We start from the raw sequence: 23,815 nt of genomic DNA on the forward strand, positions 1-23,815 counted from the left end.
CCCCGCGGACCGGCCTACCCTCGGCGACATGGCCAAACCCCTCGTCGCCCTGCTCACCGGTGCCGGCATCAGTACGGATTCGGGGATCCCGGACTACCGCGGGCCGAACGGGCTGTGGCGGCGGGATCCCGAGGCCGAGAAGCTCGTGACGTACGAGTACTACATGGCTGATGCCGAGATCCGTCGCCGGTCCTGGCTGATGCGGCGCGAGACCGGGGCGCTGCGGGCCGAGCCCAACGCCGCGCACCGGGCGGTGGCGGAGCTGGAGCGGTCCGGGGTGCCGGTGCGGGTGATCACGCAGAACGTGGACGGGCTGCACCAGCTCGCCGGGATACCCGCCCGCAAGGTGCTCGAACTGCATGGAACGGCGCGGAGTTTCGTGTGTACCGGCTGCCACGCCCGCGGCCCGATGGCGGACGCACTGGCCCGGGTGGAGGCAGGTGAGGACGATCCGCCGTGCCGGGAGTGCGGTGGGATCCTGAAGCCGGCGACGGTGATGTTCGGCGAGCGGCTCGACCCCGTCGTCCTCGGCGAGGCGGCCGCCGTCAGCAAGGCCTGTGACGTGTTCGTCGCCGTCGGTTCGAGCCTTCAGGTGCAGCCCGCGGCGGGTCTCGCCGGTGTCGCCGCCGACCACGGAGCCCGACTGGTCATCGTCAACGGCGAGCCGACCCCGTACGACGACCGTGCCGACGAGATCGTCCGCGATCCCATCGGCACGGCACTGCCCGAGCTGCTGCGTGGCCTGATCGCCACCTCCTAGAACAACGCCGCCCCGCGTTCGAAGTCCAGCAGGCGCTGCTTGCGCTCCAGGCCTCCGCCGTAGCCGGTCAGGCCGCCGTTCGCGCCGATGACGCGGTGGCAGGGGATGATGATGCCGATGGGGTTGCGGCCGTTGGCGAGGCCGACCGCGCGGGAGGCGGCGGGGGCGCCGAGGGCGTCGGCGAGCCGGCCGTAGGTGCGTGTCTCGCCGTAAGGGATGCGGCACAGCTGGTCCCAGACGGTGCGCTGGAACGGGGTGCCGTTCAGGCGCAGGGGGACGGTGAACTCCTTGAGGTCGCCCGCGAAGTAGGCCTTCAGCTGCTCCTCCACCTCCCCGAAGAGGGTGTCGTCGCGGGTGCCGAACGTCTCCTCCGCCGGGCGGTGGCGCTGTCCGGTCATGTACAGGCCGCACAGGACACCGTCGTCGGCGACGAGGGTGAGGGGTCCGTACGGGCTGTCGGTCACGGTGTGCTGCTTCATCGGAACGTCCCTATACCGGAAGGAAGTTGATCGGGTGGCTGTCGGTCGCCCAGAGGTACTGGACCGCGTAGGCCCGCCAGGGGCGCCAGGCCGCCGCGCGGGCGGTGAGGGCGGCCGGAGTGGACGGCAGGCCCAGTTCCCGCGCGGCGCGGCGGATGCCGAGGTCGGTGGGGAGGAAGGCGTCGGGGTCACCGAGGGCGCGCATGGCGATGACGTCCACCGTCCAGGGGCCGAATCCGGGCAGGGCGAGGAGCTCGGCGCGGGTGCGCGGCCAGTCGCTCTCGACGCCCAGGTGGAGGTCGCCGTCGGCGAGCCGGGCGACCAGGGTGGTGAAGGTCGTGCGGCGGGTGCGCGGCATCGCCAGCGTCCCGGGGTCGAGCGCCGCGAGGGCCTCGGGGGCCGGGAAGAGGTGGGTGAGACCGCCCTCCGGATCCTCGACCGGTTCGCCGTGCTCCTCGACCAGGCGGGCCGCGTGGGTGCGGGCGGCGGCGGTGGAGACCTGCTGTCCGAGCACGGCCCGGACGGCGAACTCGGCCTCGTCGACCGTGCGCGGCACCCGCCGTCCGGGCGCCTTGTCCACCAGGGGCGCGAGGACCGGGTCGGTGCGGAGCTGTTCGTCGATCGCGACGGGGTCGGCGTCCAGGTCGAGCAGGCGTCGGCAGCGGCTGATGGCGACGGTCAGGTCGCGCAGATCGCTGAGGGTGAGGCGGCAGGCGATGTGGTCGGGATTCGGGGTGAGGGCCACGATGCCGTGGCCGTACGGGAGGCGCAGGGTGCGACGGTAGGAGCCGTCGCGCCACTCCTCCACGCCGGGTACGGCCGTGGCGGCGAGGTGTCCGAAGAGGTTGTCGGGATTGAGCGGTGCGCGGAACGGCAACCGCAGCGACAGGGCGCCGGGGGTGCTCGCGCCCTGCCGTTTCGGGGCGCGGGCGCGCAGCTCGCTCGGGGACAGGGCGAAGACCTCGCGGACCGTGTCGTTGAAGGTCCGGATCGAGGCGAAGCCGGCGGCGAAGGCGATCTGCGCCATGGGCAGGGCGGTCGTCTCGACGAGCAGCCGGGCGGTCTGGGCGCGCTGGGCACGGGCGAGCGCCAGGGGGCCCGCTCCCAGCTCGGCGAGGAGCTGGCGTTCGACCTGGCGGGTGCTGTAGCCGAGGCGGCCGGCAAGGCCGGGCACGCCCTCGCGGTCCACGACACCGTCGGCGATCAGCCGCATGGCGCGGGCCACGAGGTCGGCCCGCTGGTTCCACTCCGGGGAGCCGGGGCTGGTGTCGGGCCGGCAGCGCTTGCAGGCCCGGAACCCGGCCTGCTGACAGGCCGCCGCACTGGGGTGGAAGACCATGTTCTCCGGCTTGGGCGGCACCACCGGGCAGCTGGGACGGCAGTAGATGCCGGTGGTCAGGACGGCCGTGAAGAACCAGCCGTCGAACCGCGCGTCCTTGGACCGGACGGCGCGCACGCAGCGCTCGGTGTCGGTGTGCATCCCCTTCTGCATGGGTCCAGCATCCGGCACCGGGCGGTGCGGGGCTGGCGAGAATCCGACATCGACGTGCTCGGGACCGGCCCCCGGACGGAGACAGATGAAGATTCATTCATGTGTTCGTGCGGGCCCGGTACGATGACGGCATGGGTCATGGAGCCGTCACTCCCGCGCAGGAAGCCGCCGAGCGCGTACGCCTGGACGCGGACAACGTCGCGAAGGTCGCCACCACGCTCCAGGCCCTGTCCACACCCTCCCGGCTGCTCATCCTCGCGCGGCTGCGCGAAGGCCCGCTGCCGGCCACGGAGTTGGCCGCCGAGGTGGGCATGGAGCAGTCGGCCTGCTCCCACCAGCTGCGGTTGCTGCGCAACCTGGGCCTGGTCGTGGGCGAGCGGCAGGGCCGTTCGGTGGTCTACGCGCTGCACGACCACCATGTCGCCGAGCTGCTCGACCAGGCCGTTTACCACGTGGAGCATCTGCGGCTCGGCATCAGCGACGCCGCCGACTGAGGCGGCGCCGCTGTCCCACCGTGGGTTCTAGTCGGTGGCGGTCCGCCGTCGCGAGGCCTCCATGGCCTCGCTCACCCGCGTCAGCGGACGCAGCCGGTACGTGTACGCGTAGTCGCGGTCGGCGAGCAGCTTGAACTCGGCGTGCGTGTGCGCGCCCCAGCTGTCGTCGCCGCCCACGCCCATCTGGCGGTGGTTCACCCGCAGGACCACGGCGTCCCGAGGGGTGAGCTGGTAGTCGTGGCGGGCTCCGACGGAGAGGTCCTCGGGGGTGAAGTGCGAGGCGTTGACCTCCAGCAGCGGCTCACCGGACACGAGCAGGCCGCGTCCCCGGCCGTCGGTCAGAGCGGCCCAGCGGACGTCGGTCTTGTTGCCGTTCTCCTGGGGGCGCAGGTAGGAGGTCCACTGCCCGGAGACGGTGCCGGAGTACAGGCCCACGTCGGTGGCGTTGTTGCGGTCCCACATGTTCTCCTCGGGACCCCGGCCGTAGTAGTGCAGCCGGTCCAGGCTCCGCGGCAAGAACAGCAGGGTGCCGACCTCCGGGATGTACGGCAGGTTCGCCGCCCCCGGGTGCAGGGTGTTGTCGACCTTGATCTCGCCGTTGCCGAAGACCGTGTACGTCGTGCTGTACGTGGACTCCGTGCCGGTGGGCAGCGTGCCGGTGACGGTGACCTCGACGGCCCGGTCGGCCAAGGGCCGCACGCGGACGTCGGACACCTTCCGCTTCGCTCCGGCGTCGCGCCAGGTCTGGTTGCGGGTGTGCTGTCCGTTGCCGTGGTCGTTGTCGGTGGGTGCGCGCCAGAAGTTCGGGACGGGGCCGGAGGTCAGGAGACGGGTACCGCCCGCCTCGTAGGAGGTGATGGTTCCGGTGCCCTTGTCGACGGTGACGGCGAAGCCCTTGCCCTTGACCACGACGGTCTTGTCCCCGTCCGTGTGGCTCAGGGCGGGCACGCTCCGCAGCGGCGCGGGCTGCACGGCCGGGCTGTCCGCGTCGAGGGCGAGCTGCTGCTTGGCCACCTCGAAGCCGGCCTTCGCCCACGGGGTGGCCTCCCTCGTGGTGAAGGAGAGCTGGAGGAAGTACTCCGTGCCGGGCTCGGGCGCGGCCGGGACCCGCACCGGGACCTTGATGTCCTTGCTGCTCAGCGGCGCCACGTCCAGCTGGTCGCGGGTCAGCCGGCCGCGCTGGACGACCTCGCCGTCGGAGACCAGGGACCAACGCCCTTCGAGCTCGCGGAGGTTGGTGAACAGGTACTCGTTGGTGAGGGTGACGGCACCGGGGCCGCCCGAGGCCTGCGTGACGTTGACCGCCTGGTAGATCTGCTTGACCTCGGCGGCCTTGCCGGTGAGGCCGCGGTCGGCGGTGACGATGCCGTCGCCGGAGAAGGCACCGTCGTTGGGGTTGTCGCCCCAGTCGCCGCCGTAGGCGTAGAACGTCTTGTCGCGCGGGCGCTTCTCGGTGAACCCGGCGGTGGCGGCGTCGAACCAGAAGCGCACGCCCTCGTCGCCGGGCGTGCGGGTGTCCGAGGCCAGTTCCGCGGCGCTCAGGGCGCGGGCGTACACGCGGGCCCGGCGGATGGTGCCGCTGAACTCCCGGGTCGGGTTGTCGACGTCGGTGGCGAGCGACAGGGAGGCGGTGTTGTCGGCGGGGCGGCGGGTGGTGGTCCTGGTGCCGCGCACCTGGCCGTCGACGTACAGGGTGAGCGTGCCCGCGTCCGCGTCGAAGACGCCGGCGATGTGGTGCTCCTTGCCGGTCCAGCCCTCGGGCAGCGCCCAGCTCGCGGTGACCCACTGGCCGCCGCCGTGGATGAAGAACTCCAGGTTCTTGTCGGTCTGCTTGAGGGCGTACTGGGTGTCGCCCTTGGCGATGACGGGCTGATGGCCGCCGGTGACGTCCGGGGTGACCCAGGCCTCCAGCGTCAGGGACCCGGTGAGGTCCAGGCGGGTGTCGCGGGGGAAGACGGTGCCGCCCGTGACGCCCTTGGCACGGTCAAAAGTGCCGGCGGGTGCCATGACCTCGCCGCGCAGCGAGCCCGGGCCGGACTCGGTCAGCAGCTTGCGGGTGGGGGTGGGCCAGCGCAGGGCCTGGTCGACGAAGTCCCAGATCCAGCCGCCCTGGAGGACGTCGTAGCGGCGGACGATGTCCCAGTACTTCTTGAAGTTGCCGTTGGAGTTGCCCATGCCGTGCGAGTACTCGATCATCACGTACGGCCGGGTGTCGCTCGTGTCCTTGGCACGCTGCTCGACCCGCTGCGGGCTGTCGTACATCTCGGAGCGGATGTCGCTGATGCCGGGGCGGTCGTCGCCCTCGTACTGGATGACGCGGGTGGAGTCGTAGGAGCGGATCCAGTCGTGCATGGCGTTGAAGGTCGTGCCGCCGCCGGCCTCGTTGCCGAGGGACCAGATGACCACCGAGGCGTGGTTCTTGTCGCGGTGGACCATGTTCTGGGCGCGGACCACGCACGCCTCGGTCCACTCCGGGTGCCCGCTGCCGGGGAACTTGTCGCGGATTCCGTGGGTCTCCAGGTTGGTCTCGTCGACGAGGTACAGGCCGTACTCGTCGGCGAGTTCGAGCCACAGGGGGTTGTTGGGGTAGTGCGAGGTGCGGACGCTGTTGATGTTGAGGCGCTTGATGATCCCGATGTCCTCGACCATCTGCGCCCGGGTGAGCGCCGAGCCGGTGACGGGGTGCATCTCGTGCCGGTTGGTGCCGCGGAAGGAGACCGGCTTGCCGTTGATGCGCATCAGGCCGTCCTTCAGCGCGAACTCGCGGAAGCCGACCCGGTGCGAGAGGGTCTCGACCACCTTGCCGGCCGGGTCGCGCAGGCGGAGCACGGCGGTGTAGAGGTTCGGGTGCTCGGCCGACCACAGCTTGGGTGAGGGGACAGCCCTGGACGCCTCGGCGGTGGCCTCCTCGCCGTCGGGGACGTCGACCGTCCGGTTCAGGGGGCGGGACCAGACGGCGTGGCCGCGCGCGTCATAGAGCTGGGTCTCGACGGTGTAGCGGCCCGCGCCCTCGCCGCCGTAGTCGCGGACCTGGGCGGTGACCTTGAGCTCGGCGGAGGTGTAGCCGTCGCCCAGCGGGGTGTCCAGGCGGAAGTCGCGCACGTGCACGCTGGGGGTGGAGAACAGGTGGACCGAGCGGAAGATGCCGCTCAGCCGGATCATGTCCTGGTCCTCCAGCCACTCCGCGTCGGAGTAGCGGTACACCTCTACGGCGATCTGGTTGGTGCCCGGCTTGAGGTGGGGGGTGATGTCGTACTCGGCGGAGGTGTAGGAGTCCTCGTGATAGCCCGCCAGCTTGCCGTTGATCCACACGTAGTGGGCGGACTTGACGCCCTCGAAGTGCAGGAAGGTGCGCCGGCCCTTCCAGTCGCGGGGCACGGTGAACGTGCGGCGGTACTGGCCGACGGGGTTGTAACGGGTCGGGGCGGCGGGCGGCTGGGCGTTCTCGCCGCCGCCGTTGGGGCCCCACCAGGGGTAGGTGATGTTGACGTAGATCGGGAAGTCGTAGCCGTGCATCTGCCAGGCCGAGGGCACCGGGATGGTGTCCCAGCCGGAGTCGTCGACATCGGTGCCGTAGAAGTCCGGGTCACGGTCGTCGGGACGGTCCGCGTAGGCGAACTTCCAGGTGCCGTCGAGGCTCAACCGGTACGGCGAGCGCTCGCGGTCGCCCTTCAGTGCCTGTCCGAGGTCCGCGTAGGGCATGAGGGTGGTGTGCGGTGGCTCGGTGCCCACCCGGTACACGCTCAGGCCGTCGTTCCACTCCGGAGGGCCGTCCGCCGCCGGGCGCCGGCCAGCCGCGTACGAGGCGGTGGGCGACGCCGAGAGGGCGAGCGCGCCGAGCACGGCGGCTCCTCCCTCCAGCAGACGACGGCGGCTGACGACGGGCCGGTCGGCGGGGGACGGATGCGGGGGGTGCGGCATGAACGTGGCCTTCCTCGGTTCGACAGGTGCGGTGCTGCACGGACTGAGGGCACGTCAGATGCGATCCTCAACTGCGCACCCCTGGTGGGTGTTTCTGTTGATTCGACGGGCAACTGACGGTGACAGAGCAACTGCTGAGCAGGCACACCCTAGGACTCGCACACATTCGAAGCAATGACCGCGTCGGACTTTGTGCGGTCCTGATGATTCAGGCCGTGCGGGAGGCGAGCAGCTCGCTCGTCAGGCGGGCGGGCGCGTCCAGCGGAGAGCGGCTGGATCTCGTCGGTGCAGCGCTGGTCGGCCTGCGCGATCCGCCGGTAGCGGGCCCGGTGCAGCAGGCGGGCGCGCGGGGCCACGCACCCGCCGAAGTCGTGTGCGGCCACGGACGGCACCCGCAGCCCCGGGTGCGCCGGCAGCTCGGTGAGGATCCGGCCCTGGGCGGCCGGTGAGACGTCCTGGCCGGGGTGCGTGCCGGAGGTGCCGTAGCCCGCCCTGTCCCAGACGTGGACGTGATGCCCGACGGTCGCGAGGGCGGGTGCGATCTCGTGCCACACGTACGAGGAGAAGGGCGTCCCGTGCGGCAGCACGACCGGCTCCGCGCCGGGATCGCCCAACCGGTCCCAGCGCACCGTTCCCGACCCCGTGAGCAAGCTCTCCCGCGACGTTCAGTCCTTCACGGCGCCGCTCCCTCCCCCTGCGGGTGCCGACCCGCCCTTTTTTGTCATTTCGGCGCGACAGTGCCGCTGCTCCGACCGTAATGTGACCTCATCGGACAGCCCGCACAACAGATCATGGCGGTACCTTTTGCCGCGCCGGAAGGAGCGGCCCGCATGAACGGCTACGCGACCTCGGACCGCGACGCCGTCACGGCCGCGCCCGGCGGGCTGCTGGATCTGCTCAAGGTCGCGGCCGTGGTCCTCGACGCGGGCGGGCACATCGCGCTCTGGAGCCCGGAGATCGAGCAGCTGCTCGGCTGGACCGCGGAGGAGGCACTGCGGCAGCGGGCCGACACCCTCCTGGTCTCCCCCGAGAACCGGTCCCGGGGCAGGGAGCTGTTCGCCCAGGTCAGCACGGGGGCGCGGTGGGCCGGAGTGTTCCCGCTGCGGCACCGCGACGGCACGGAACGGGCCGTGGAGTTCCGTACGATGCGCCTCCTCGACCCCGAAGGACAGCCCCACCTGCTGGGACTCGCAGCGGACGCGACGACCGTGCGCAAGGTGGAGCGCGACCTCGCCCTCTCCCACAGCCTCGTCAACCAGACCCCGCTCGGCATCGCCGTCTTCGACAACGACCTGCGCTGGGTCGGTGTGAACCCCGCGCTGGAGCGGATCAACGGCGTGCCCGAGGAGGCCGTGCTGGGGCGCCGGGTCGGGGAAGTGCTGCCGGACCTGGACGTGGCGGCCATCGAGACCCGGATGCGGCACGTCCTGGAGACCGGCAGACCGCTGCTCGACCAGCAGACCGTCGGCCGTACGGCGGCGGACACGCAGGAGCGCGCCTACTCGGAGTCCTACCACCGCATCGAGGACACCGACGGGCGGGTCCTCGGGCTCGCGATGGCCGTGCTGGACGTCACCGAGCGCCAGCAGGCCGCGGCCGAGGTCGCACAGGCGCGCCAGCACCTGTCGGTGATCGCCGACGCGGGGATGAAGATCGGCACCACGCTGGACCTCCAGCAGACCGCCCGGGAACTGGCCGCCGTGGTCGTGCCGCATCTGGCCGACCTGGCCGCCGTGGACGTCCTGGAGTCGGTCGTGGCGCGCGGCACCATCACGCCCGTGTCGGGCGGCGCCCCGGCCGAGTTCCGGGCGCTGGCCGTCGCGGCCGGCTACCCCACCGACGCCATCCACGCCGCCGACCCGGTGGGCGAGCTCGCCACGTACGGCTCGTCGCGGATCATCACGCAGTGCGTCCGCAGTGCCCGCCCGGTCCTGGTCGAGCGCGTGGACGCCAAGATGCTGCGGCGGCTCGCCCGGGACTCACGGGCCGCCCAGGCCCTGCACGAGGCCGGCGCCCACTCCTACCTGGCGCTGCCGCTGGTGGCCCGGGGCAAGGTGCTCGGCACGCTCTCGCTGTACCGCACGGTCAACGAGCGCCCCTTCGACGACCAGGACCAGGTGCTCGCCTCGGAACTCGCCGCACGCGCCGCGATCTGCATAGACAACGCCCGCCTCTACGGCCGCGAACGCGGCACCGCCCTGACCCTGCAGCGCAGCCTGCTCCCGAGCACGCCCGCCGAGCGGGAAGGGCTGGACATCGCCGCCCGCTACCGCCCGGCCCTCAGTGAGGTCGGCGGCGACTGGTACGACGTCCTCCCGCTGGGTCCGGGACGCACCGGGCTGGTCGTCGGGGACGTCATGGGCAAGGGTGTCCAGGCCGCCGCGATCATGGGGCAGCTGAGCACCGCGACGCGGGCGCTGGCCCGGCTGGACCTGCCGCCCGCCGAGCTGCTGCGGCACCTCGACGACATCGCCGGCTCGCTCGGTGACGCGATCGCCACGTGCGTGTACGCGGTGTGCGACCTGCGGCGCGGCACCTGCGAGCTGTCCAGCGCCGGGCATCTGCCGCCGGTGCTCGCCGGGGCGGACGGCAGCGCACGGCTCGTCGACGTGCCGGGCGGTGTGCCGCTCGGGGTCGGCGGCGTGGAGTTCGGCACGGTGGAGGTGGAACTCGCCCCGGGCTCCCTGCTCGCGCTGTACACGGACGGCCTGGTCGAGAACCGCGGGGAGCCCATCGACACCGGCCTCGGCACCCTGACCCGGCTGCTCCAGCACGCGGGGCCCAGCCTCCAGCGCGCGAGCGACAGTCTGCTCAGCGCGCTGAGTCCCGAGCCGGACGACGATGTCGCCCTGTTGCTGGTCCGCACGAGGGCCTGAGCCATGACGGGCTAGGCGTCACCCCTGCGTGGCGTGCACAAGGCCCAGATGACGAACCCCGACATCGCGATCATGATGACCGACCAGACCGGGTAGGTCGGCAGGGAGAGGAAGTTGGCGATGATCACGAGGGCGGCGATGCCCACGCCGACGACGCGCGCCCAGCCCGACCCCTGGAACAGGCCCAGGCTGACGAGCACGGCGACCACGCCCAGGGCGAGGTGGGTCCAGCCCCAGCCGGTGAGATCGAACTGGAAGATGTAGTTGGGGGTCGAGACGAAGACCTCGTCCTCGGCGATGGCCGAGATGCCGCGCATGACGGCCAGGATCCCGGCGATCATGAGCATGATCGCCGCGAAGGCCGTCATGCCGGTGGCCCAGCCGCGCTTCGCCGTCGAGCGCCCGTGCGTGGGGTGTGTGGCAGCCATCCTGCTCCTCGATTCTGCTGGGTCCGTATCGGTCAGCGACAGGTAGCGGGGACCGGGACGCCCTGTGCGGCGAAGCCGCGGCGCTCCGTGCCCGCCGGACAGCCCGGCGAGCTCCTCGGCACCGCTGGGCCGGTCCTCGCCGCCCCGGGAACCGCTCCTTGCGGTCCTTACGTCCCGGGGGCCGCCCGGCAGCGGTCCCCGTCCACCTCAGCCTGCCCGGGGCGCGAGCAGGGCTGCCTCACCCGTGGCGGGTGATCCGTATGCGTCGCCGGGGCGCTGAGGTGGTGGGACAGGCCTTGTGGGGCGCCCCGGTGCCGGAGGCAGGACGCGACCGAGAGACGCGCGATGGACGATCCAGCGGAGCAGCCGTACCGGCGGCGGCCGGGGCGGCAACGGCGTGCGGCGGTCTCGACCCTCGTGCGTGCCGCGCTCGTGGCGGCCGGGCTCGTCACCGTCTACTACGTGCTGCCCCTGGACGGACGCGGCACAAGAGGCGATTCGGTGCTGCTGGCCTGCGGTCTGCTGCTGGTGGTCGTGGTCTTCTGGTGGCAGGTGCGGGCCATCGTGACCTCCCCCCACCCCCGGCTGAAGGCCGTCGAGGCCCTGGCCACGACGGCCGCGCTCTTCCTGCTGCTCTTCGCGGGCGCCTACTTCCTGCTGGAGCACACCACCCCCGGCTCGTTCAGCGAGCCGCTGACCAAGACGGACTCCCTGTACTTCACGCTCACGACGTTCACCACCGTGGGATACGGCGACATCGTGGCCCGCTCGCAGACCGGGCGGGTGCTGACGATGATTCAGATGGCGGGCGGTCTGCTGCTGGTGGGCGTGGCGGCGCGAATCCTCGCCGGCGCCGTGCAGGCGGGACTGCGGCGGCAGGGCCGGGAGCCCTCGGACGACTTCCCCACGCGGCGGAAGGACTGAGCCATGACCGTACCGAGCCCCTTCACGACCTTCATGTCACCGGCCGAGCGGGCGGCCGCCGGCCGGGAGGCGCGGCGGCGGGTGCCGCGGTCGTCCCACGCCGGGTTCGAGGCGGGGCCGGACCGGTTCGACCCGGTCGACGTACTGGAACGCCAGTCGGCCACCCGCGTACCGGAGTTGGTGCCGCTGCGCTACGCCCGCATGCTGGAGTCCCCGTTCCGCTTCTACCGCGGCGCGGCGGCGATCATGGCGGCGGACCTTGGGGCCACCACGGACACCGGGCTGCGGGCGCAGCTGTGCGGGGACGCCCATCTGCTGAACTTCCGGCTGCTGGCCTCCCCGGAGCGCCATCTGGTCTTCGACATCAACGACTTCGACGAGACGCTGGCCGGGCCGTTCGAGTGGGACGTCAAACGGCTCGCGGCCAGCTTCGCCATCGCTGGCCGCGCGGGCGGCTTCAAGACCGCTGAGCAGAACAGCGCGATCGAGAGCTGTGTCCGGGCCTACCGGCGGCGGATGCGGGACTTCGCCGGGATGCGGAACCTGGACATCTGGTACGCCCAGGACGACGCCGACCGCATGCGGGAGCTGATGGCCGCGTCGATGTCCAAGGAGGCACGGCGCCGCACCGCGAAGGCCACGGCGAGCGCCCGGACCCGCACCCAGATGCAGGCCTACGCGAAGCTCACCCGGGACACGGCCGAAGGGCGGCGGATCACACCGGACCCGCCGCTGATCACCCCACTGCGGGACCTGGTGGGCGACTCCTCGGAGCACGGACGGGAAAAGGAACTGCGCGCCGTCCTGGAGGGCTACGCCCGCAGCCTGTCGTCCGAGCGCCGGCATCTGCTGCGCCGGTACCGCCCGGTGGACATGGCCCGCAAGGTCGTCGGGGTCGGCAGTGTCGGCACGCGCTGCTGGATCGTGCTGCTGCTCGGCCGCGACGACGACGATCCGCTGCTGCTCCAGGCCAAGGAGGCGCAGGAGTCGGTGCTCGCGGAACACAGCGGCGGCGACCGCTACGACAACCAGGGCCGCCGTGTCGTGGCGGGACAGCGCCTGATCCAGACGACCAGCGACATCCTGCTGGGCTGGACGCACGCCGTGGGTCTCGACGGGCAGGAGCGGGACTTCTACGTGCGGCAACTGCGCGACTGGAAGGGCATCGCCCAGCCGGAGACCATGGACCCCGACCTGCTGAGGCTGTTCGGGCGGCTGTGCGGGGCGAGCCTGGCACGGGCCCACGCCCGCTCCGGCGACCCCGTCGCCATCGCGGCCTATCTGGGCGGCGGTGACCGCTTCGACCGTGCCCTCACGGTGTTCGCCCAGGCGTACGCCGACCAGAACGAGCGGGACTTCGCGGCGCTGCGCACGGCGGTCCGGTCGGGCCGTGTACACGCGGCGGCACCGTGATGCCCCGGCCCCGGGCGGGTGCCGGGGGCCGGGGCGCGCCGTCGTCCTGCCCGGGACCGCTCCGGCGGGGGGCGTCACGCTCTCACCCGCAGCGGGCGATGCGCCCCGGCGCGACCCGGGGTTCCCTGAAATCCACGGACACCGCCTACGGAGCCGCGCGGGTCCGGCCCGGGCGGCTCGGAACAGGGGGTACGGCCATGTGCCGCTGGCTCGCCTACTCGGGCACTCCGGTGCTGCTCGACGACGTCCTCTACCGCCCGCAGCACTCGCTGATCGACCAGAGCCTGCACGCGCGGATGGGGGTCGAGACCACCAACGGCGACGGCTTCGGCGTCGGCTGGTACGCGTGGCATCTGCGCACCCCCGCCGTCATCCGCGACACCGGCCCGGCCTGGAGCAACCGCAACCTGCGGGAGATCGCCGACCACGTCCGCTCGCCGCTGTTCTTCGCCCATGTGCGCGCCTCCACCGGATCGGCCGTGCAGCAGACGAACTGCCATCCGTTCCGCCACGGGCGGTGGATGTGGATGCACAACGGGGCGATCGACGGGTTCCGCGAGATGCGCCGGGATCTGACGCTGGCCGTGGACCCGGGGCTGTTCGCGTCGATGGAGGGCACGACGGACTCCGAGGTGATGTTCCACGTGGCGCTCACCCTCGGGCTGGACGGCGATCCGCCGGGCGCGGTGGCCCGGATGACGGGGCTGATCGAGCGGCTGGGCCGCGAGCACGGGGTGCCGCAGCCGCTGCAGATGACGGTCGCAGTGACCGATGGCGAGCGGGTGTGGTTCTTCCGCTACTCCAGCGCGGGGAAGTCACGGTCGCTGTACTACAGCAGCCGGGTGGAGGACGTGCGTGCCCTCCATCCCGACCTCGGGTTCCTGAACCACGTCTCGGACGAGACCCGGCTGGTCGTGTCGGAGCCGCTGGGCGACCTCCCCGGCGTGTGGAACGCCGTGCCGGAGAGCACCTACGGTGTCGTGCAGCCCGGGCGGGACCTGCTGCAGCACTTCGAGCCGGAGCCCGTCTGAGCCGCCCCGCCGTCGCCCGGCTCAGCGCAGCCGCGCTGCGAACGCCTCGTAGGCCCGCTCGTCGAAGAGGACGAACCTGACCTCCTCGACGGTGGTGTCCGCTGCCTTCACGGTCTCGACCGCGATGCGGGCGCCGTCGTCCATCGGCCAGCCGTAGACACCGGTGGAGATCGCGGGGAACGCCACGGTCCTGGCTCCGAGTTCACCGGCGACGCGGAGCGACTCGCGGTAGCAGGAGGCGAGCAGGCCGGAGCGGTCCTCGGTCGTGCTGAACACCGGGCCGACCGTGTGGATGACCCAGCGGGCGTCCAGGTCGCCCGCGGTGGTGGCGACCGCCCGGCCGGTGGGCAGGCCCTTGCCGAGGTGCGCCGCACGCAGCCTGCGGCAGTCCTCCAGGATCGCGGGGCCACCGCGGCGGTGGATCGCCCCGTCGACCCCTCCCCCGCCCAGCAGCGATGAGTTGGCCGCGTTGACGATCGCGTCGGCGCTCTCGCGGGTGATGTCGCCCCGGACCAGCTCGACGGCCGTCATATCTGCCTCAGTCGCTTCCAGACGGCTTTCGCCGCGTTGTGTCCCGACATGCCGTGCACACCGGGGCCGGGCGGGGTCGCCGACGAGCAGATGAAAACGGCCGGGTGCGGGGTGCGGTACGGGAACAGCGTCGGCCTCGGGCGCAGCAGGAGCTGGAGGCCGGAGACGGCACCGGAGGCGATGTCCCCGCCGATGTAGTTGGCGTTGCGGGCGGCGAGTTCCGGCGGCCCCGCGGTGGCACGGGCCAGGACGCGGTCCCGGAAACCCGGGGCGAAGCGTTCCAGTTGGCGCTCGATGGCGTCGGTGAGGTCGCCGGTCCAGCCGTGCGGGACATGGCCGTAGGCCCAGAAGACGTGCTTGCCCGCCGGGGCCCGGGTGGGGTCGACGACGCTCGGCTGGACCGTGATCAGGAACGGCCGGTCGGGGGCCCGGCCCTCACGGGAGACCGCGCGCAGGGCCGATCCGATCTCCGCGCTGCTCGCGCCGATCTGTACGGTGCCGGCGGCGCGGGCCTCCTTCGCGGTCCAGGGCACGGGCCCGTCCAGCGCATAGTCGATCTTGAAGACGCCCGGCCCGTAGCGGTATCCGCCGTAGTGGTTGCCGAAGCCGGCGATGCGGGCCAGGGCGGTGGGTGAGGTGTCGAAGACGTACGCCCGGGCCGGCGGCAGGTCGTCGAGGCGCTTGACCTCGTAGTCGGTGTGGACGCTGCCGCCGAGGTCGCGCAGGTAGGCGGCGAGGGCGTCGGAGAGGGACTGGGAGCCGCCGCGGGCGACGGGCCAGCCGCGGGCGTGCGCCGCGAGGGCGAAGACCAGGCCGATGGCGCCGGTGGCGAAGCCGCCGAGCGGTGCCATGACGTGGGCGACGAGCCCGGAGAACAGGGCCTTGGCCGGCTCGTCGCGGAAGCGGCGCATCAGCAGTGTCGACGGGGGCAGCCCGGCCAGGCCGAAGCGGGCGAGGGTCACCGGGTCGCGGGGCAGGGCGGTCAGCGGTAGTGACATGAAGTCCCGGGCGAGGGTGTCCCACTTGGGCAGGAACGGCTCGACGAGCCTGCGGTACGCGCCGGCGTCGCGCGGGCCGAAGGAGGCGGCCGTCTCACCGACGGTCCGGGCCAGGACCGCCGCCGAGCCGTCCGGGAAGGGATGCGCCATGGGCAGCTCGGCGTGCAGCCACTCCAGGCCGTACCGCTCGAGCGGCAGGGCGCGGAACGCCGGTGAGTTGATGGCGAGCGGGTGGGCCGCCGAGCACGGGTCGTGACGGAAGCCGGGGAGGGTGAGCTCCTCGGTGCGGACCCCGCCGCCCACGGTGCTCCGGGCCTCGAAGACGGCGACGGAGAAACCGCGGCGGGCCAGTTCCACGGCCGCGGTCAGTCCGTTCGGCCCCGCACCCACTACGACGGCATCGAGCATCGACGGCACCTTCGGACCCCTTCGTCAGCCGACGGCCACTGAGCCTCAGGATATGCCCGGAGACTGACAGTCACCGGCCGCGGGTGATTTCCGCTGCAGAAGGGCACTTCACGGCGACCGGAATGCCCCCGTGTGCACAGTGGGTCATCACCTGTGTGCAACACGCAACGGTTTCGGTGCTCAGGCCCCGCCCGACAGCAGCCCCACCACCCTGCGCGCCGTGGCCGCGTCGCGGGCGGCGGTGAAGGGCAGGGCGTTGCCGCCCTGGATGCGGAACGGGGCGCCCGCGAGGGTGAGGTGAGCGCCGCCCGCCTCCTCGACGAGGAGCAGACCGGCCGCGTGGTCCCAGGCCGCTTCCCAGGAGAACGCCACCGCGTCCAACTCGCCGCGGGCGATGGCGAGATACTCCAGTCCGGCGGAGCCGCACGGGCGCGGTGCGACACCGTCGGCGCGCAGGCCGAGCAGGGCGTCCTTCTGCTCGTCCGTCGTGTAGTCGGGGTGGGAGGTGGCCACGCGCAGGTCCCGGCCGGGCTCCGGCACTCCGGCCAGCAGCCGCTCCCCGTCGAGGTGGGCGCCCTTGCCCCGCCGGGCGACGGCGAGCCGGTCCAGGGCGGGCGCGTACGTCCAGGAGGCGAGCACGGTGCCGCGGTGGGCCAGCGCGACCAGGGTGCAGAATCCGGCCTCGCCGCGCACGAACTGGCGTGTCCCGTCGACCGGGTCGACGATCCAGACCGGGGCGTCGCCGCGTATCGCCTCGTACGAGACGGGGTTGGTGTGCACCGCCTCCTCGCCGACCACGACCGAACCGGGCAGCAGGGCGACCAGGGCCTCGGTCAGGTACAGCTCGGCCTTGCGGTCGGCATCGGTCACCAGGTCGTGCGGGCCGCTCTTCTGGTCGACCTCGTGCGCGGCGAGCCGGCGCCAGCGCGGAAGGATCTCGGCGGCGGCCGCCTTGCGGATGGCCTCTTCGACGTCGTCGCAGGCGTGCTCCGGGAGAAACTCTTCGATGGTTTCGTTGCTGTCGTTCACCCCTCCATGACAACACGGGCCACTGACAGGCCCTGCCCGCCGGGTGCACTCCGGGTGGCAGCGCGATGAACAGCGGGGGCGGCCGGGGCGTGGCCGGAGGCCGCTGCGTGCCACGCGCGTGGGCGGGCAGCGGGGACGGCCGGGCGTGGGCGGCTCTCCGCGGATCACCGGCCCACGGCGTACCCCTGCATGCCGCGCGGGTTCGCCGCCGCCGACAGCACGCCCGTCTCCGGGTCCCGTGCGACCGCGCACAGCCGGCCCTCCGACCAGGGGCCGCCCACGGTCACGTCATGGCCGCGATGCCGCAGTTCCCCGACGACGGCGGGGTCGGTGCGGGACTCCACGGTCACGCTGCCCGGGCGCATGCCGCGCGGGTGGAAGGAGCCGGGGAAGCTGTCGTTGTGCCAGTTCGGGGCGTCGATCGCGCCCTGGAGGTCGGGGCCGCCGCGCACGGGGCCGCGCAGGGCGACCGCGAGGAAGAAGTGCAGCTGCCACTGGTCCTGCTGGTCCCCGCCGGGCGTGCCGAACGCCATGACGGGCACACCGTCGCGCAGCGCGATCGAGGGCGTCAGGGTGGTGCGGGGGCGGCGGCCGGGGGTGAGGGAGCTCGGCAGGCCCTCCTCCAGCCAGGTCATCTGGAGCCGGGTGCCGAGCGGGAAGCCGAGTTCGGGCACGACGGGGTTGGACTGGAGCCAGCCGCCGCTGGGCGTGGCCGAGACCATGTTGCCCCAGCGGTCGACGACGTCGAGGTGGCAGGTGTCGCCGCGGGTGGTCCCGTCGGCGAGGATCTCCGGCTCGCCCGGGACGGGGGACGCCGGGCTCTTGGCGACGGTCGGTTCGCCGGCACCCAGGGCGTCGAAGCCCTCCTGTGCGGCGGCCGCGACGCGCGCGTGCGCGCACAGCCGCGGGGTGCGTCCGCCGGGGCTGCCGGGCCGCAGGTCGTTGCCGGCCCGCTCGCCGACGAGGGCGCGGCGGGGCGTGTTGTACGCGTCGGACAGCAGGTCGTCGAGGGGCACGTCGGCGACGTCCCCGTACCAGGCCTCCCGGTCGGCCATGGCGAGCTTGCAGTTCTCCACCAGGAGATGGATGTAGTCGGCCGAACCGTACGGGGGCAGTTCCGGCGGGAGCAGGGCGAGTTGCTGGAGGAGGACCGGGCCCTGGCTCCAGGGGCCCGGCTTGCACACGGTCCAGCCGTTCCAGTCGTATGTCGCCGGGGTCTCGTAGGTCGCGGACCAGGCGGCGAGGTCGGGTGCCGTGAGGGTGCCGGTGTGGCGCTCTCCGCTGGTGTCCCTCGTGGGGCGCCCGGCCTGGCGGACGAGGGCGTCGGCGATGAAGCCGGTGCGCCATACCTGCCGGGCGGCGTCGATCCGCGCCTCCCGGTCGCCCGCGCCCGCCGTCTCGGCGAGCAGGCGCTTCCAGGTGGCGGCGAGTGCGGGGTTGGCGAAGAGTTCGCCGGGGCGGGGTGCCTTGCCGCCGGGGAGGTAGACGTCCGCAGAGGAGGTCCACTCCGTCTCGAACAGCTCGCGCACGGTCTCGACGGTCTCGCCGACCCGCTCCACGGGCGCGTGCCCGTGCTCGGCGTAGCCGATGGCGTACGCCAGGACGTCGTCGAGGGACTTGGTGCCGTGGTCGCGCAACAGCAGCATCCAGGCGTCGAACGCGCCCGGCACGGCGGCGGCGAGCGGCCCGGTGCCGGGGACGAGATCCAGTCCGAGGTCCTGGTAGTGCGCGACGGTCGCGCCGGCCGGTGCGACGCCCTGCCCGCACAGCACCCGCACCTCGCCACCGGCCGGGGCGAGCAGGATCGGCACCTCACCGGCCGGGCCGTTGAGGTGGGGCTCGACGACATGCAGCACGAACGCGCCCGCCACGGCGGCGTCGTAGGCGTTGCCGCCGCTCTCCAGGACGGCCATCGCCGACTGCGAGGCGAGCCAGTGGGTGGAGGACACCATGCCGAAGGTGCCCTGGAGGGTGGGGCGGGTGGTGAACATCTGACCTCTCACCGGGGCCTCGGGACTCGGACCGGGGGCCGGAGCCGTCGGGTCCGGAACCCCCCTCCCCTTCGCTGCCCCCGCCCGGGCGACGTCAATCACAGTCAGCAGCCCAGCCGACTCCCCGCCCGCGAAAAACCGCAGGTCAAGGCTCGAATGTCCTGAGGTTATGGATCTCCGTCATGTCAGGCATTGGACGCATGACACGCAGCGTCACACTCTGGAACGAGTCCCCGGTCCCGACCTTCTGAGGAGTCATCATGGGCACAGAGAGGAGCACCGTCGACGGTGTCATCCGGACGAGCGAGCGCGGACACTCCGTCCTGAACAGTCCGCGTCTGAACCGGGGTACGGCCTTCACCCGGCGGGAACGGCAGGAGCTCGGGCTGACCGGCCTGGTGCCGCCGCAGGTCCTGACCCAGGACCAGCAGGCCGCCCGCGCCTACACGCAGTTCCGCTCCCAGCCCGACGATCTCGCCAAGAACGTCTATCTGACGGCGCTGCGGGACCGCAACGAGGTGCTCTTCCACCGGCTCCTCGGTGACCATCTCGGCGAGATGCTGCCGATCGTGTACACCCCGACCGTCGGTACGGCGATCGAGCGCTACAGCTACGAGTACCGCCGCCCGCGCGGCGTGTACCTCTCGGTGGACGACCCCGAGTCCATCGAGAGCTCCCTGCGCGCCTCCGGACTGGGCGCCGACGACGTCGACCTGATCGTGGCGACGGACGGCGAGGCGATCCTCGGCATCGGTGACTGGGGAGTGGGCGGCATCGACATCGCGGTGGGCAAGCTCGCCGTCTACACGGCCGCCGCCGGAGTGGACCCGGCCCGCACCCTGGCGGTGATGCTGGACGTCGGCACCGACCGGCAGGAGCTGCTGGAGGACCCGCTGTACCTGGGCAACCGGCACCCGCGCGCCGACCGGGACCGCTACGACGCCTTCATCGACGCCTACGTCGCCGCGGCCACCAAGCTGTTCCCCGACGCCCTGCTGCACTGGGAGGACTTCGGCTCGTCCAACGCCCGCCGCATCCTGGACCGCTACCGCGAGAAGACGCTCACCTTCAACGACGACATCCAGGGCACCGGCGCCGTCAATCTGGCCGCCGTGCTCTCCGGCGTGCGCGCCGGCGGTGCCGCCCTGCGCGACCACCGGGTGGTGCTCTTCGGTGCCGGAACCGCCGGCATCGGGATCGCCGAGCAGCTCCGTGACGCGATGATCGCCGACGGGCTGACGCCGCGGGAGGCCGCGGAGCGCATCTGGGCCGTGGACCGCCACGGCCTGCTGACCGAGGGTCAGCAGGGGCTCCGGGACTTCCACATGCCCTTCGCCCGCCGCCGCGCCGAAGTGACCGGATGGCGGCACGACGAGAACCTCGGTGGCGTGCCGCTGGCGGAGATCGTCGACCGGGTGCGCCCGAGCGTCCTGATCGGCACCTCGGGGCAGGGCGGCGCCTTCACCGAGGACATCGTCCGGGCCATGGCCGCCCACATCGACCGTCCGGTCATCCTTCCCCTGTCCAACCCGACGCGGCTGGCCGAGGCCGTCCCCGCCGACCTGCTCGCCTGGACCGGCGGCCGGGCCCTGATCGCCACCGGCAGCCCCTTCGAGCCGGTGGAGACGGACGGCGTCACCCACCACATCGGCCAGGCCAACAACGCGCTGGTCTTCCCCGGTCTGGGACTCGGCACCGCCGTCGTCCGGGCCGAGCGGATCACCGACGGCATGCTGGTGGCCGCGGCCCGCGCCATCGCGGACCAGACCGACCCCACGGCACCCGGCGCGCCGATCCTGCCCCCGATCGACCGGCTGCGCGACACCTCCGTGGCGGTGGCCGTGGCCGTGGCCCGCGCCGCGGTCGCCGACGGCGTCGCCCGGGAGAGCGCCGACGACACGGTCGAGGAGCGCGTCCGCGCGGCCATGTGGCATCCGGTGTACCCGCCGATCGAGGCCGTCTGACGGGCTCAGCCCGGGTATCGCTCCCCACCCCCCAAGGGGGCGCCGACCGGACTCCCCCGGCTCTCTGACACACCGTCACCGGCCCGCACGGTCGCGCCCCCGCCTTGCTCCAAAGGATTGACGCAGTCATGTCTTTCGCCGAGATCTTCACCGTCGTGGTGCCGGTCTTCCTCCTCATCCTGGTCGGTTACGGCACCGGCCGCCGGGCGCTCTTCGACGCGGGCGGTGCCCAGGCACTGCGCGAGCTGACCATGCAACTCGCGCTTCCCGCAGCCCTGTTGCTGAGCATCTGGCAGACGCCGCGGCACGTGCTGGTCGAGCAACTGCCCTTGGTGGGCCTGCTGGCGTTGGGGTTTCTCGCCGTGTACGCCGTCCTGCTGGGCGTGCTGCGCCTCGCGGCCCGCCGGCCGCTGAGGCGGGCGGCGCTGTTCGCGCTGGCGTGCGTCCAGCCGCAATACGCCTTCATGGGCACGTCCATCCTGGGGGGCCTGTTCGGGACCGCGGAGGCCGCCGTGCCGATCGCCGTCGCGGGCATCATCGTCAACGTCGTTCTCGACCCGGTCGTCCTGATCCTCCTCGGCATGCCGGAACATCCGGAGCCCGGGGCGGTCACCGCCGGGGCAGCCCCCGCACGGCGGCCCGTCCTGGCCACCGTCGGCGGGGGTGCGCCCGAGGCGGCCGCCCGGCCGGCAGCCGCCGAAGCCGGTTCGCCCGGCCCGCGCCCCTCCGTGCCGCGCACCGTCGGGCACGCGCTGCGCGAGCCGTTCTGCTGGGGTCCCGTCCTGGGCCTGGTGTTGTCGGTCGCCGGGGTCGGTGTGCCGGAGATCGCCGACTCCGCTCTGAGTCTGCTGGCGGGCGCCGCCTCGGCGACTGCCCTGCTGTACGTCGGCGTCTCCGTCGCCCGGATCGGCCGGCCCGCGCTGTCCCCCGCCGTGTGGGCGGTCTCGCTCACCAGCGTGGTCGTCCTGCCCCTGCTCGTCTACGGGACGGGGCTGCTCCTGACCTCCGAGGCGGTCGCCGCCCAGGCCGCGCTGATTCTCGCGTTCCCCGTCTCGCCCGTCCCCCTGATGTTCGCCGCCCGGCACGGCTCGGCCGAGGACGTGCGGACCATCGGGTCCGCCGTCGTACTGAGCCTGCTCCTCTCCTTCGTCACCCTGCCCCTGCTCATCGAGCTGATCGGCTGACCTCGGCCGGGGCCACGCCGCCGGGGCAAACGCCTCGTGCGCTCCGCACCCGGCCTCCGGCCGATCACCCCGAAAGGACACGGCCTCATGACACCAGCCGCAGACTCGCGACCGGACCGTCCGCGCCGCCCGTCGCGCCCGTGGTGGCCGCGCTCCGTTCTCGGCCGCCTGCCCGGATCCCTGCCGTTCGCCGCGGCGGCGCGGGGGGCCGTCGCGCTCGCTCTGCCCCTGCTCGTCGGGCTCGCCACCGGGTGGGTCGTGCTCTCGGCGATCGCCGCCATCGGCGCCCTGTGGGGGGTGAGCCAGGATGGTTCCGATCCGTACCGGGTCCGGGTGCGGCGGTTGGGCTGGACCGGGGTGTCCAGCGCGCTCGGCCTGCTCGCCGGCGAAGTCGCCCTGCGCAGCGGGGAGCCGGCGGCGGTGGCGGGGTGTCTGGTGACGGCCGCGCTCGTGGCGGGCGGTGTCGGCCTGCGCGGGCGGATCGCGTCCGTGTCGGGCATGCACCTGCTGCTCGGTGTCACGATCGGCAGCGGCATCCCGGTGCCGGGGCCGTGGTGGCAGCCGCCGCTGGCGCTGCTGGCCGGTGTCGCGCTCGTCCTCGTGCTGTCCGCTGCGCCGTGGCTGTGGCGCCGGTACCACGTCGAACGGGCCGCCGTGCTCGCCGTGTACCGGAGCGCGGGCGAGGCGCTGACCGCGGCGGGCACCGAGGCCGCCGAGGAGGCCCGCCTGCGGATGACGCTGGCACTGAACCATGCCCACGAGGTGATGGCCCCTCATCTCGCCCCGCGTGGGCGGCGGCAGCGGGACGGGACCGGGGATCTCGTCCGGGCGTTCCACTACGCCGTACGGCTGGGCGAGGCCGTGACGGCGGTGGTGTGGGAGGGCCGTGCGCTGCCGCCCGCCCTGACCGGCGTACCGCGGCACCTGGCCGGGCGCCTGCTGCCGGGCCGCCTCGCGGCCCCGGAGGACCCTGCGGCGCAGCCGGTACCGGTGACCGGCTCGCCGGGCATGCGCGCCCTGGCCGACCTGGTCACCGCCGTCGACGCCGAACCGGACGGGGCCGACCTGGAGTTGCGTCTGCCGGCGCACGACGGGCCCGGACGGGCGGCGCGGGCGCGGTACGCCCTGCTGCTGGCCGGGTGCGTGCTCGCGGCCCATGTGCTCGCGGAGGTGCTGCACCGGCCTCGGGGCTACTGGCTGCCCATGACGGTGGCCTTCGTCTACAAGCCCGACTTTGGGCCGCTGTTCCCGCGCGCACTGCACCGGTGCGTCGGCACGATCGTCGGGGTGGCCGCCATCGGGGCGGTGTCCGCGGCGGCCACCGGTACGTACGCCGTGGTGGGCGTCGTGGCCGTGTTCGGCGCGCTCATGGCCATCGGCGTGCGGCACCACTACGCGCTCGCCACGCTGGGCCTGACCGCCGTCGTGTTCGTGCTGCTCGACCTGCTGGGCGACCACCGTCCGTTGTACGGCACACGGGTGGTGGACACGGCACTGGCGTCCGCGCTGGTGCTCGTCGCGCACTTCGCGGTGTGGCCGGACTCCGCCGCCCACCGCGCCGAGGCGCAGACCGAGGCCGCCGTCGCCGCCGCGCGGCGCTACCGCGACGCCGCGCCGGAAGCGGGCCCGGTCCAGCGGCAGTCGCTGCGCCGTACCGCCTACCACCAGCTGGCCGAGGCGCGCCGCACGGTCGCCCACGCCCGGCGCGAACCGGCCCGCCGCGGGCGGCCGCTGCCCGACTGGGAGGGCGCGATCACGGCGGCCGAACAGCTCTGCGACCAGGTGACGGGGCACGTGGTCGCGGGCGCGTCGGACCCGGTCCGGTAGCAGGTCGGGCATCGGCTCGGCAGCGGTCCCGGTCCGGTCTCGACCCGGTGTGATCCATGCCGCCG

17 protein-coding genes and 1 pseudogene are annotated in these 23,815 nt (G+C 73.0%); 9 read left to right on the top strand and 9 right to left on the bottom strand.

What is annotated here, in order from left to right; all coding sequences use genetic code 11:
- Nucleotides 1–28: 28 nt before the first annotated feature.
- Nucleotides 29–760, top strand: a complete 732-nt coding sequence (locus tag ABTX60_RS35715; protein WP_352101173.1) for an SIR2 family NAD-dependent protein deacylase — start codon at nucleotides 29–31, stop codon at nucleotides 758–760.
- Here ABTX60_RS35715 and ABTX60_RS35720 read toward each other — a convergent pair.
- Both ABTX60_RS35720 and ABTX60_RS35725 read right to left on the bottom strand, forming a co-directional pair.
- Nucleotides 757–1,239, bottom strand: a complete 483-nt coding sequence (locus tag ABTX60_RS35720; protein WP_352101174.1) for a methylated-DNA--[protein]-cysteine S-methyltransferase — start codon at nucleotides 1,237–1,239, stop codon at nucleotides 757–759. The genes ABTX60_RS35715 and ABTX60_RS35720 overlap by 4 nt on opposite strands.
- A gap of 10 nt (nucleotides 1,240–1,249) precedes the next feature.
- A complete protein-coding gene (locus ABTX60_RS35725) occupies nucleotides 1,250–2,731 on the bottom strand; it encodes an AlkA N-terminal domain-containing protein (RefSeq protein ID WP_352101175.1) in 1,482 nt (493 codons plus the stop codon).
- Between the two features lie 131 nt (nucleotides 2,732–2,862).
- On the opposite strand from ABTX60_RS35725, the gene ABTX60_RS35730 reads away from it, so the two are divergent.
- Nucleotides 2,863–3,225, top strand: coding sequence for an ArsR/SmtB family transcription factor (locus tag ABTX60_RS35730; RefSeq protein WP_352101176.1), 363 nt, complete (start codon nucleotides 2,863–2,865; stop codon nucleotides 3,223–3,225).
- 27 nt (nucleotides 3,226–3,252) lie between these two features.
- Here the strand turns inward: ABTX60_RS35730 and ABTX60_RS35735 are convergent, their stop codons facing one another.
- Both ABTX60_RS35735 and ABTX60_RS35740 read right to left on the bottom strand, forming a co-directional pair.
- Nucleotides 3,253–7,146 carry a glycoside hydrolase family 2 TIM barrel-domain containing protein gene (locus tag ABTX60_RS35735; RefSeq protein WP_352101177.1) on the bottom strand — a complete coding sequence of 1,298 codons (3,894 nt, stop codon included), beginning with the start codon at nucleotides 7,144–7,146 and terminating at the stop codon, nucleotides 3,253–3,255.
- A gap of 296 nt (nucleotides 7,147–7,442) precedes the next feature.
- Nucleotides 7,443–7,796, bottom strand: a pseudogene (locus tag ABTX60_RS35740) (alpha/beta fold hydrolase); the annotation flags it as partial.
- 180 nt (nucleotides 7,797–7,976) lie between these two features.
- Here ABTX60_RS35740 and ABTX60_RS35745 point away from each other — a divergent pair.
- On the top strand, nucleotides 7,977–10,022 hold the full coding sequence (locus tag ABTX60_RS35745; protein WP_352101179.1) for a SpoIIE family protein phosphatase: 2,046 nt from the start codon (nucleotides 7,977–7,979) through the stop codon (nucleotides 10,020–10,022).
- Between the two features lie 11 nt (nucleotides 10,023–10,033).
- On the opposite strand, the gene ABTX60_RS35750 is transcribed toward ABTX60_RS35745, so the two are convergent.
- The gene (locus ABTX60_RS35750; RefSeq protein ID WP_352101180.1) at nucleotides 10,034–10,450 is read right to left on the bottom strand and encodes a DUF7144 family membrane protein; all 417 of its coding nucleotides are present in this window, start codon (nucleotides 10,448–10,450) and stop codon (nucleotides 10,034–10,036) included.
- 345 nt (nucleotides 10,451–10,795) lie between these two features.
- Between ABTX60_RS35750 and ABTX60_RS35755 the strand changes: the two genes are divergently transcribed.
- The 3 genes from ABTX60_RS35755 (at nucleotide 10,796) to ABTX60_RS35765 (ending at nucleotide 13,818) form a co-directional block, all read left to right on the top strand.
- A complete protein-coding gene (locus tag ABTX60_RS35755; RefSeq protein WP_352101181.1) occupies nucleotides 10,796–11,374 on the top strand; it encodes a potassium channel family protein in 579 nt (192 codons plus the stop codon).
- A 3-nt stretch (nucleotides 11,375–11,377) separates the two neighbouring features.
- Entirely contained in the window at nucleotides 11,378–12,787 is a 1,410-nt protein-coding gene (locus tag ABTX60_RS35760; protein WP_352101182.1) for a DUF2252 domain-containing protein, read from the top strand.
- 197 nt (nucleotides 12,788–12,984) lie between these two features.
- Nucleotides 12,985–13,818 carry a class II glutamine amidotransferase gene (locus ABTX60_RS35765; RefSeq protein WP_352101183.1) on the top strand — a complete coding sequence of 278 codons (834 nt, stop codon included), beginning with the start codon at nucleotides 12,985–12,987 and terminating at the stop codon, nucleotides 13,816–13,818.
- 21 nt (nucleotides 13,819–13,839) lie between these two features.
- Here ABTX60_RS35765 and ABTX60_RS35770 read toward each other — a convergent pair whose 3' ends face one another.
- The 4 genes from ABTX60_RS35770 to ABTX60_RS35785 form a co-directional block, all read right to left on the bottom strand.
- The gene (locus tag ABTX60_RS35770; RefSeq protein WP_352101184.1) at nucleotides 13,840–14,349 is read right to left on the bottom strand and encodes an O-acetyl-ADP-ribose deacetylase; all 510 of its coding nucleotides are present in this window, start codon (nucleotides 14,347–14,349) and stop codon (nucleotides 13,840–13,842) included.
- Nucleotides 14,346–15,755, bottom strand: a complete 1,410-nt coding sequence (locus ABTX60_RS35775) for a phytoene desaturase family protein (RefSeq protein ID WP_352101185.1) — start codon at nucleotides 15,753–15,755, stop codon at nucleotides 14,346–14,348. The genes ABTX60_RS35770 and ABTX60_RS35775 overlap by 4 nt, the downstream gene beginning before the upstream one ends.
- Before the next feature lie 180 nt (nucleotides 15,756–15,935).
- A complete protein-coding gene (locus tag ABTX60_RS35780; protein ID WP_352101187.1) occupies nucleotides 15,936–16,784 on the bottom strand; it encodes an inositol monophosphatase family protein in 849 nt (282 codons plus the stop codon).
- Between the two features lie 164 nt (nucleotides 16,785–16,948).
- The gene (locus ABTX60_RS35785; protein ID WP_352101188.1) at nucleotides 16,949–18,775 is read right to left on the bottom strand and encodes a gamma-glutamyltransferase family protein; all 1,827 of its coding nucleotides are present in this window, start codon (nucleotides 18,773–18,775) and stop codon (nucleotides 16,949–16,951) included.
- A gap of 260 nt (nucleotides 18,776–19,035) precedes the next feature.
- Between ABTX60_RS35785 and ABTX60_RS35790 the strand changes: the two genes are divergently transcribed.
- From ABTX60_RS35790 to ABTX60_RS35800, 3 genes are all read left to right on the top strand, one after another.
- Entirely contained in the window at nucleotides 19,036–20,739 is a 1,704-nt protein-coding gene (locus ABTX60_RS35790) for an NAD-dependent malic enzyme (protein ID WP_352101189.1), read from the top strand.
- Nucleotides 20,740–20,867: 128 nt separating this feature from the next.
- Entirely contained in the window at nucleotides 20,868–21,923 is a 1,056-nt protein-coding gene (locus ABTX60_RS35795) for an AEC family transporter (RefSeq protein WP_352101190.1), read from the top strand.
- 87 nt (nucleotides 21,924–22,010) lie between these two features.
- Nucleotides 22,011–23,750, top strand: coding sequence for an FUSC family protein (locus tag ABTX60_RS35800; protein ID WP_352101191.1), 1,740 nt, complete (start codon nucleotides 22,011–22,013; stop codon nucleotides 23,748–23,750).
- The last annotated feature ends 65 nt before the right edge of the window (nucleotides 23,751–23,815 follow it).

The organism is Streptomyces sp. NPDC126510 (assembly GCF_040302345.1).
Taxonomy (GTDB): domain Bacteria; phylum Actinomycetota; class Actinomycetes; order Streptomycetales; family Streptomycetaceae; genus Streptomyces.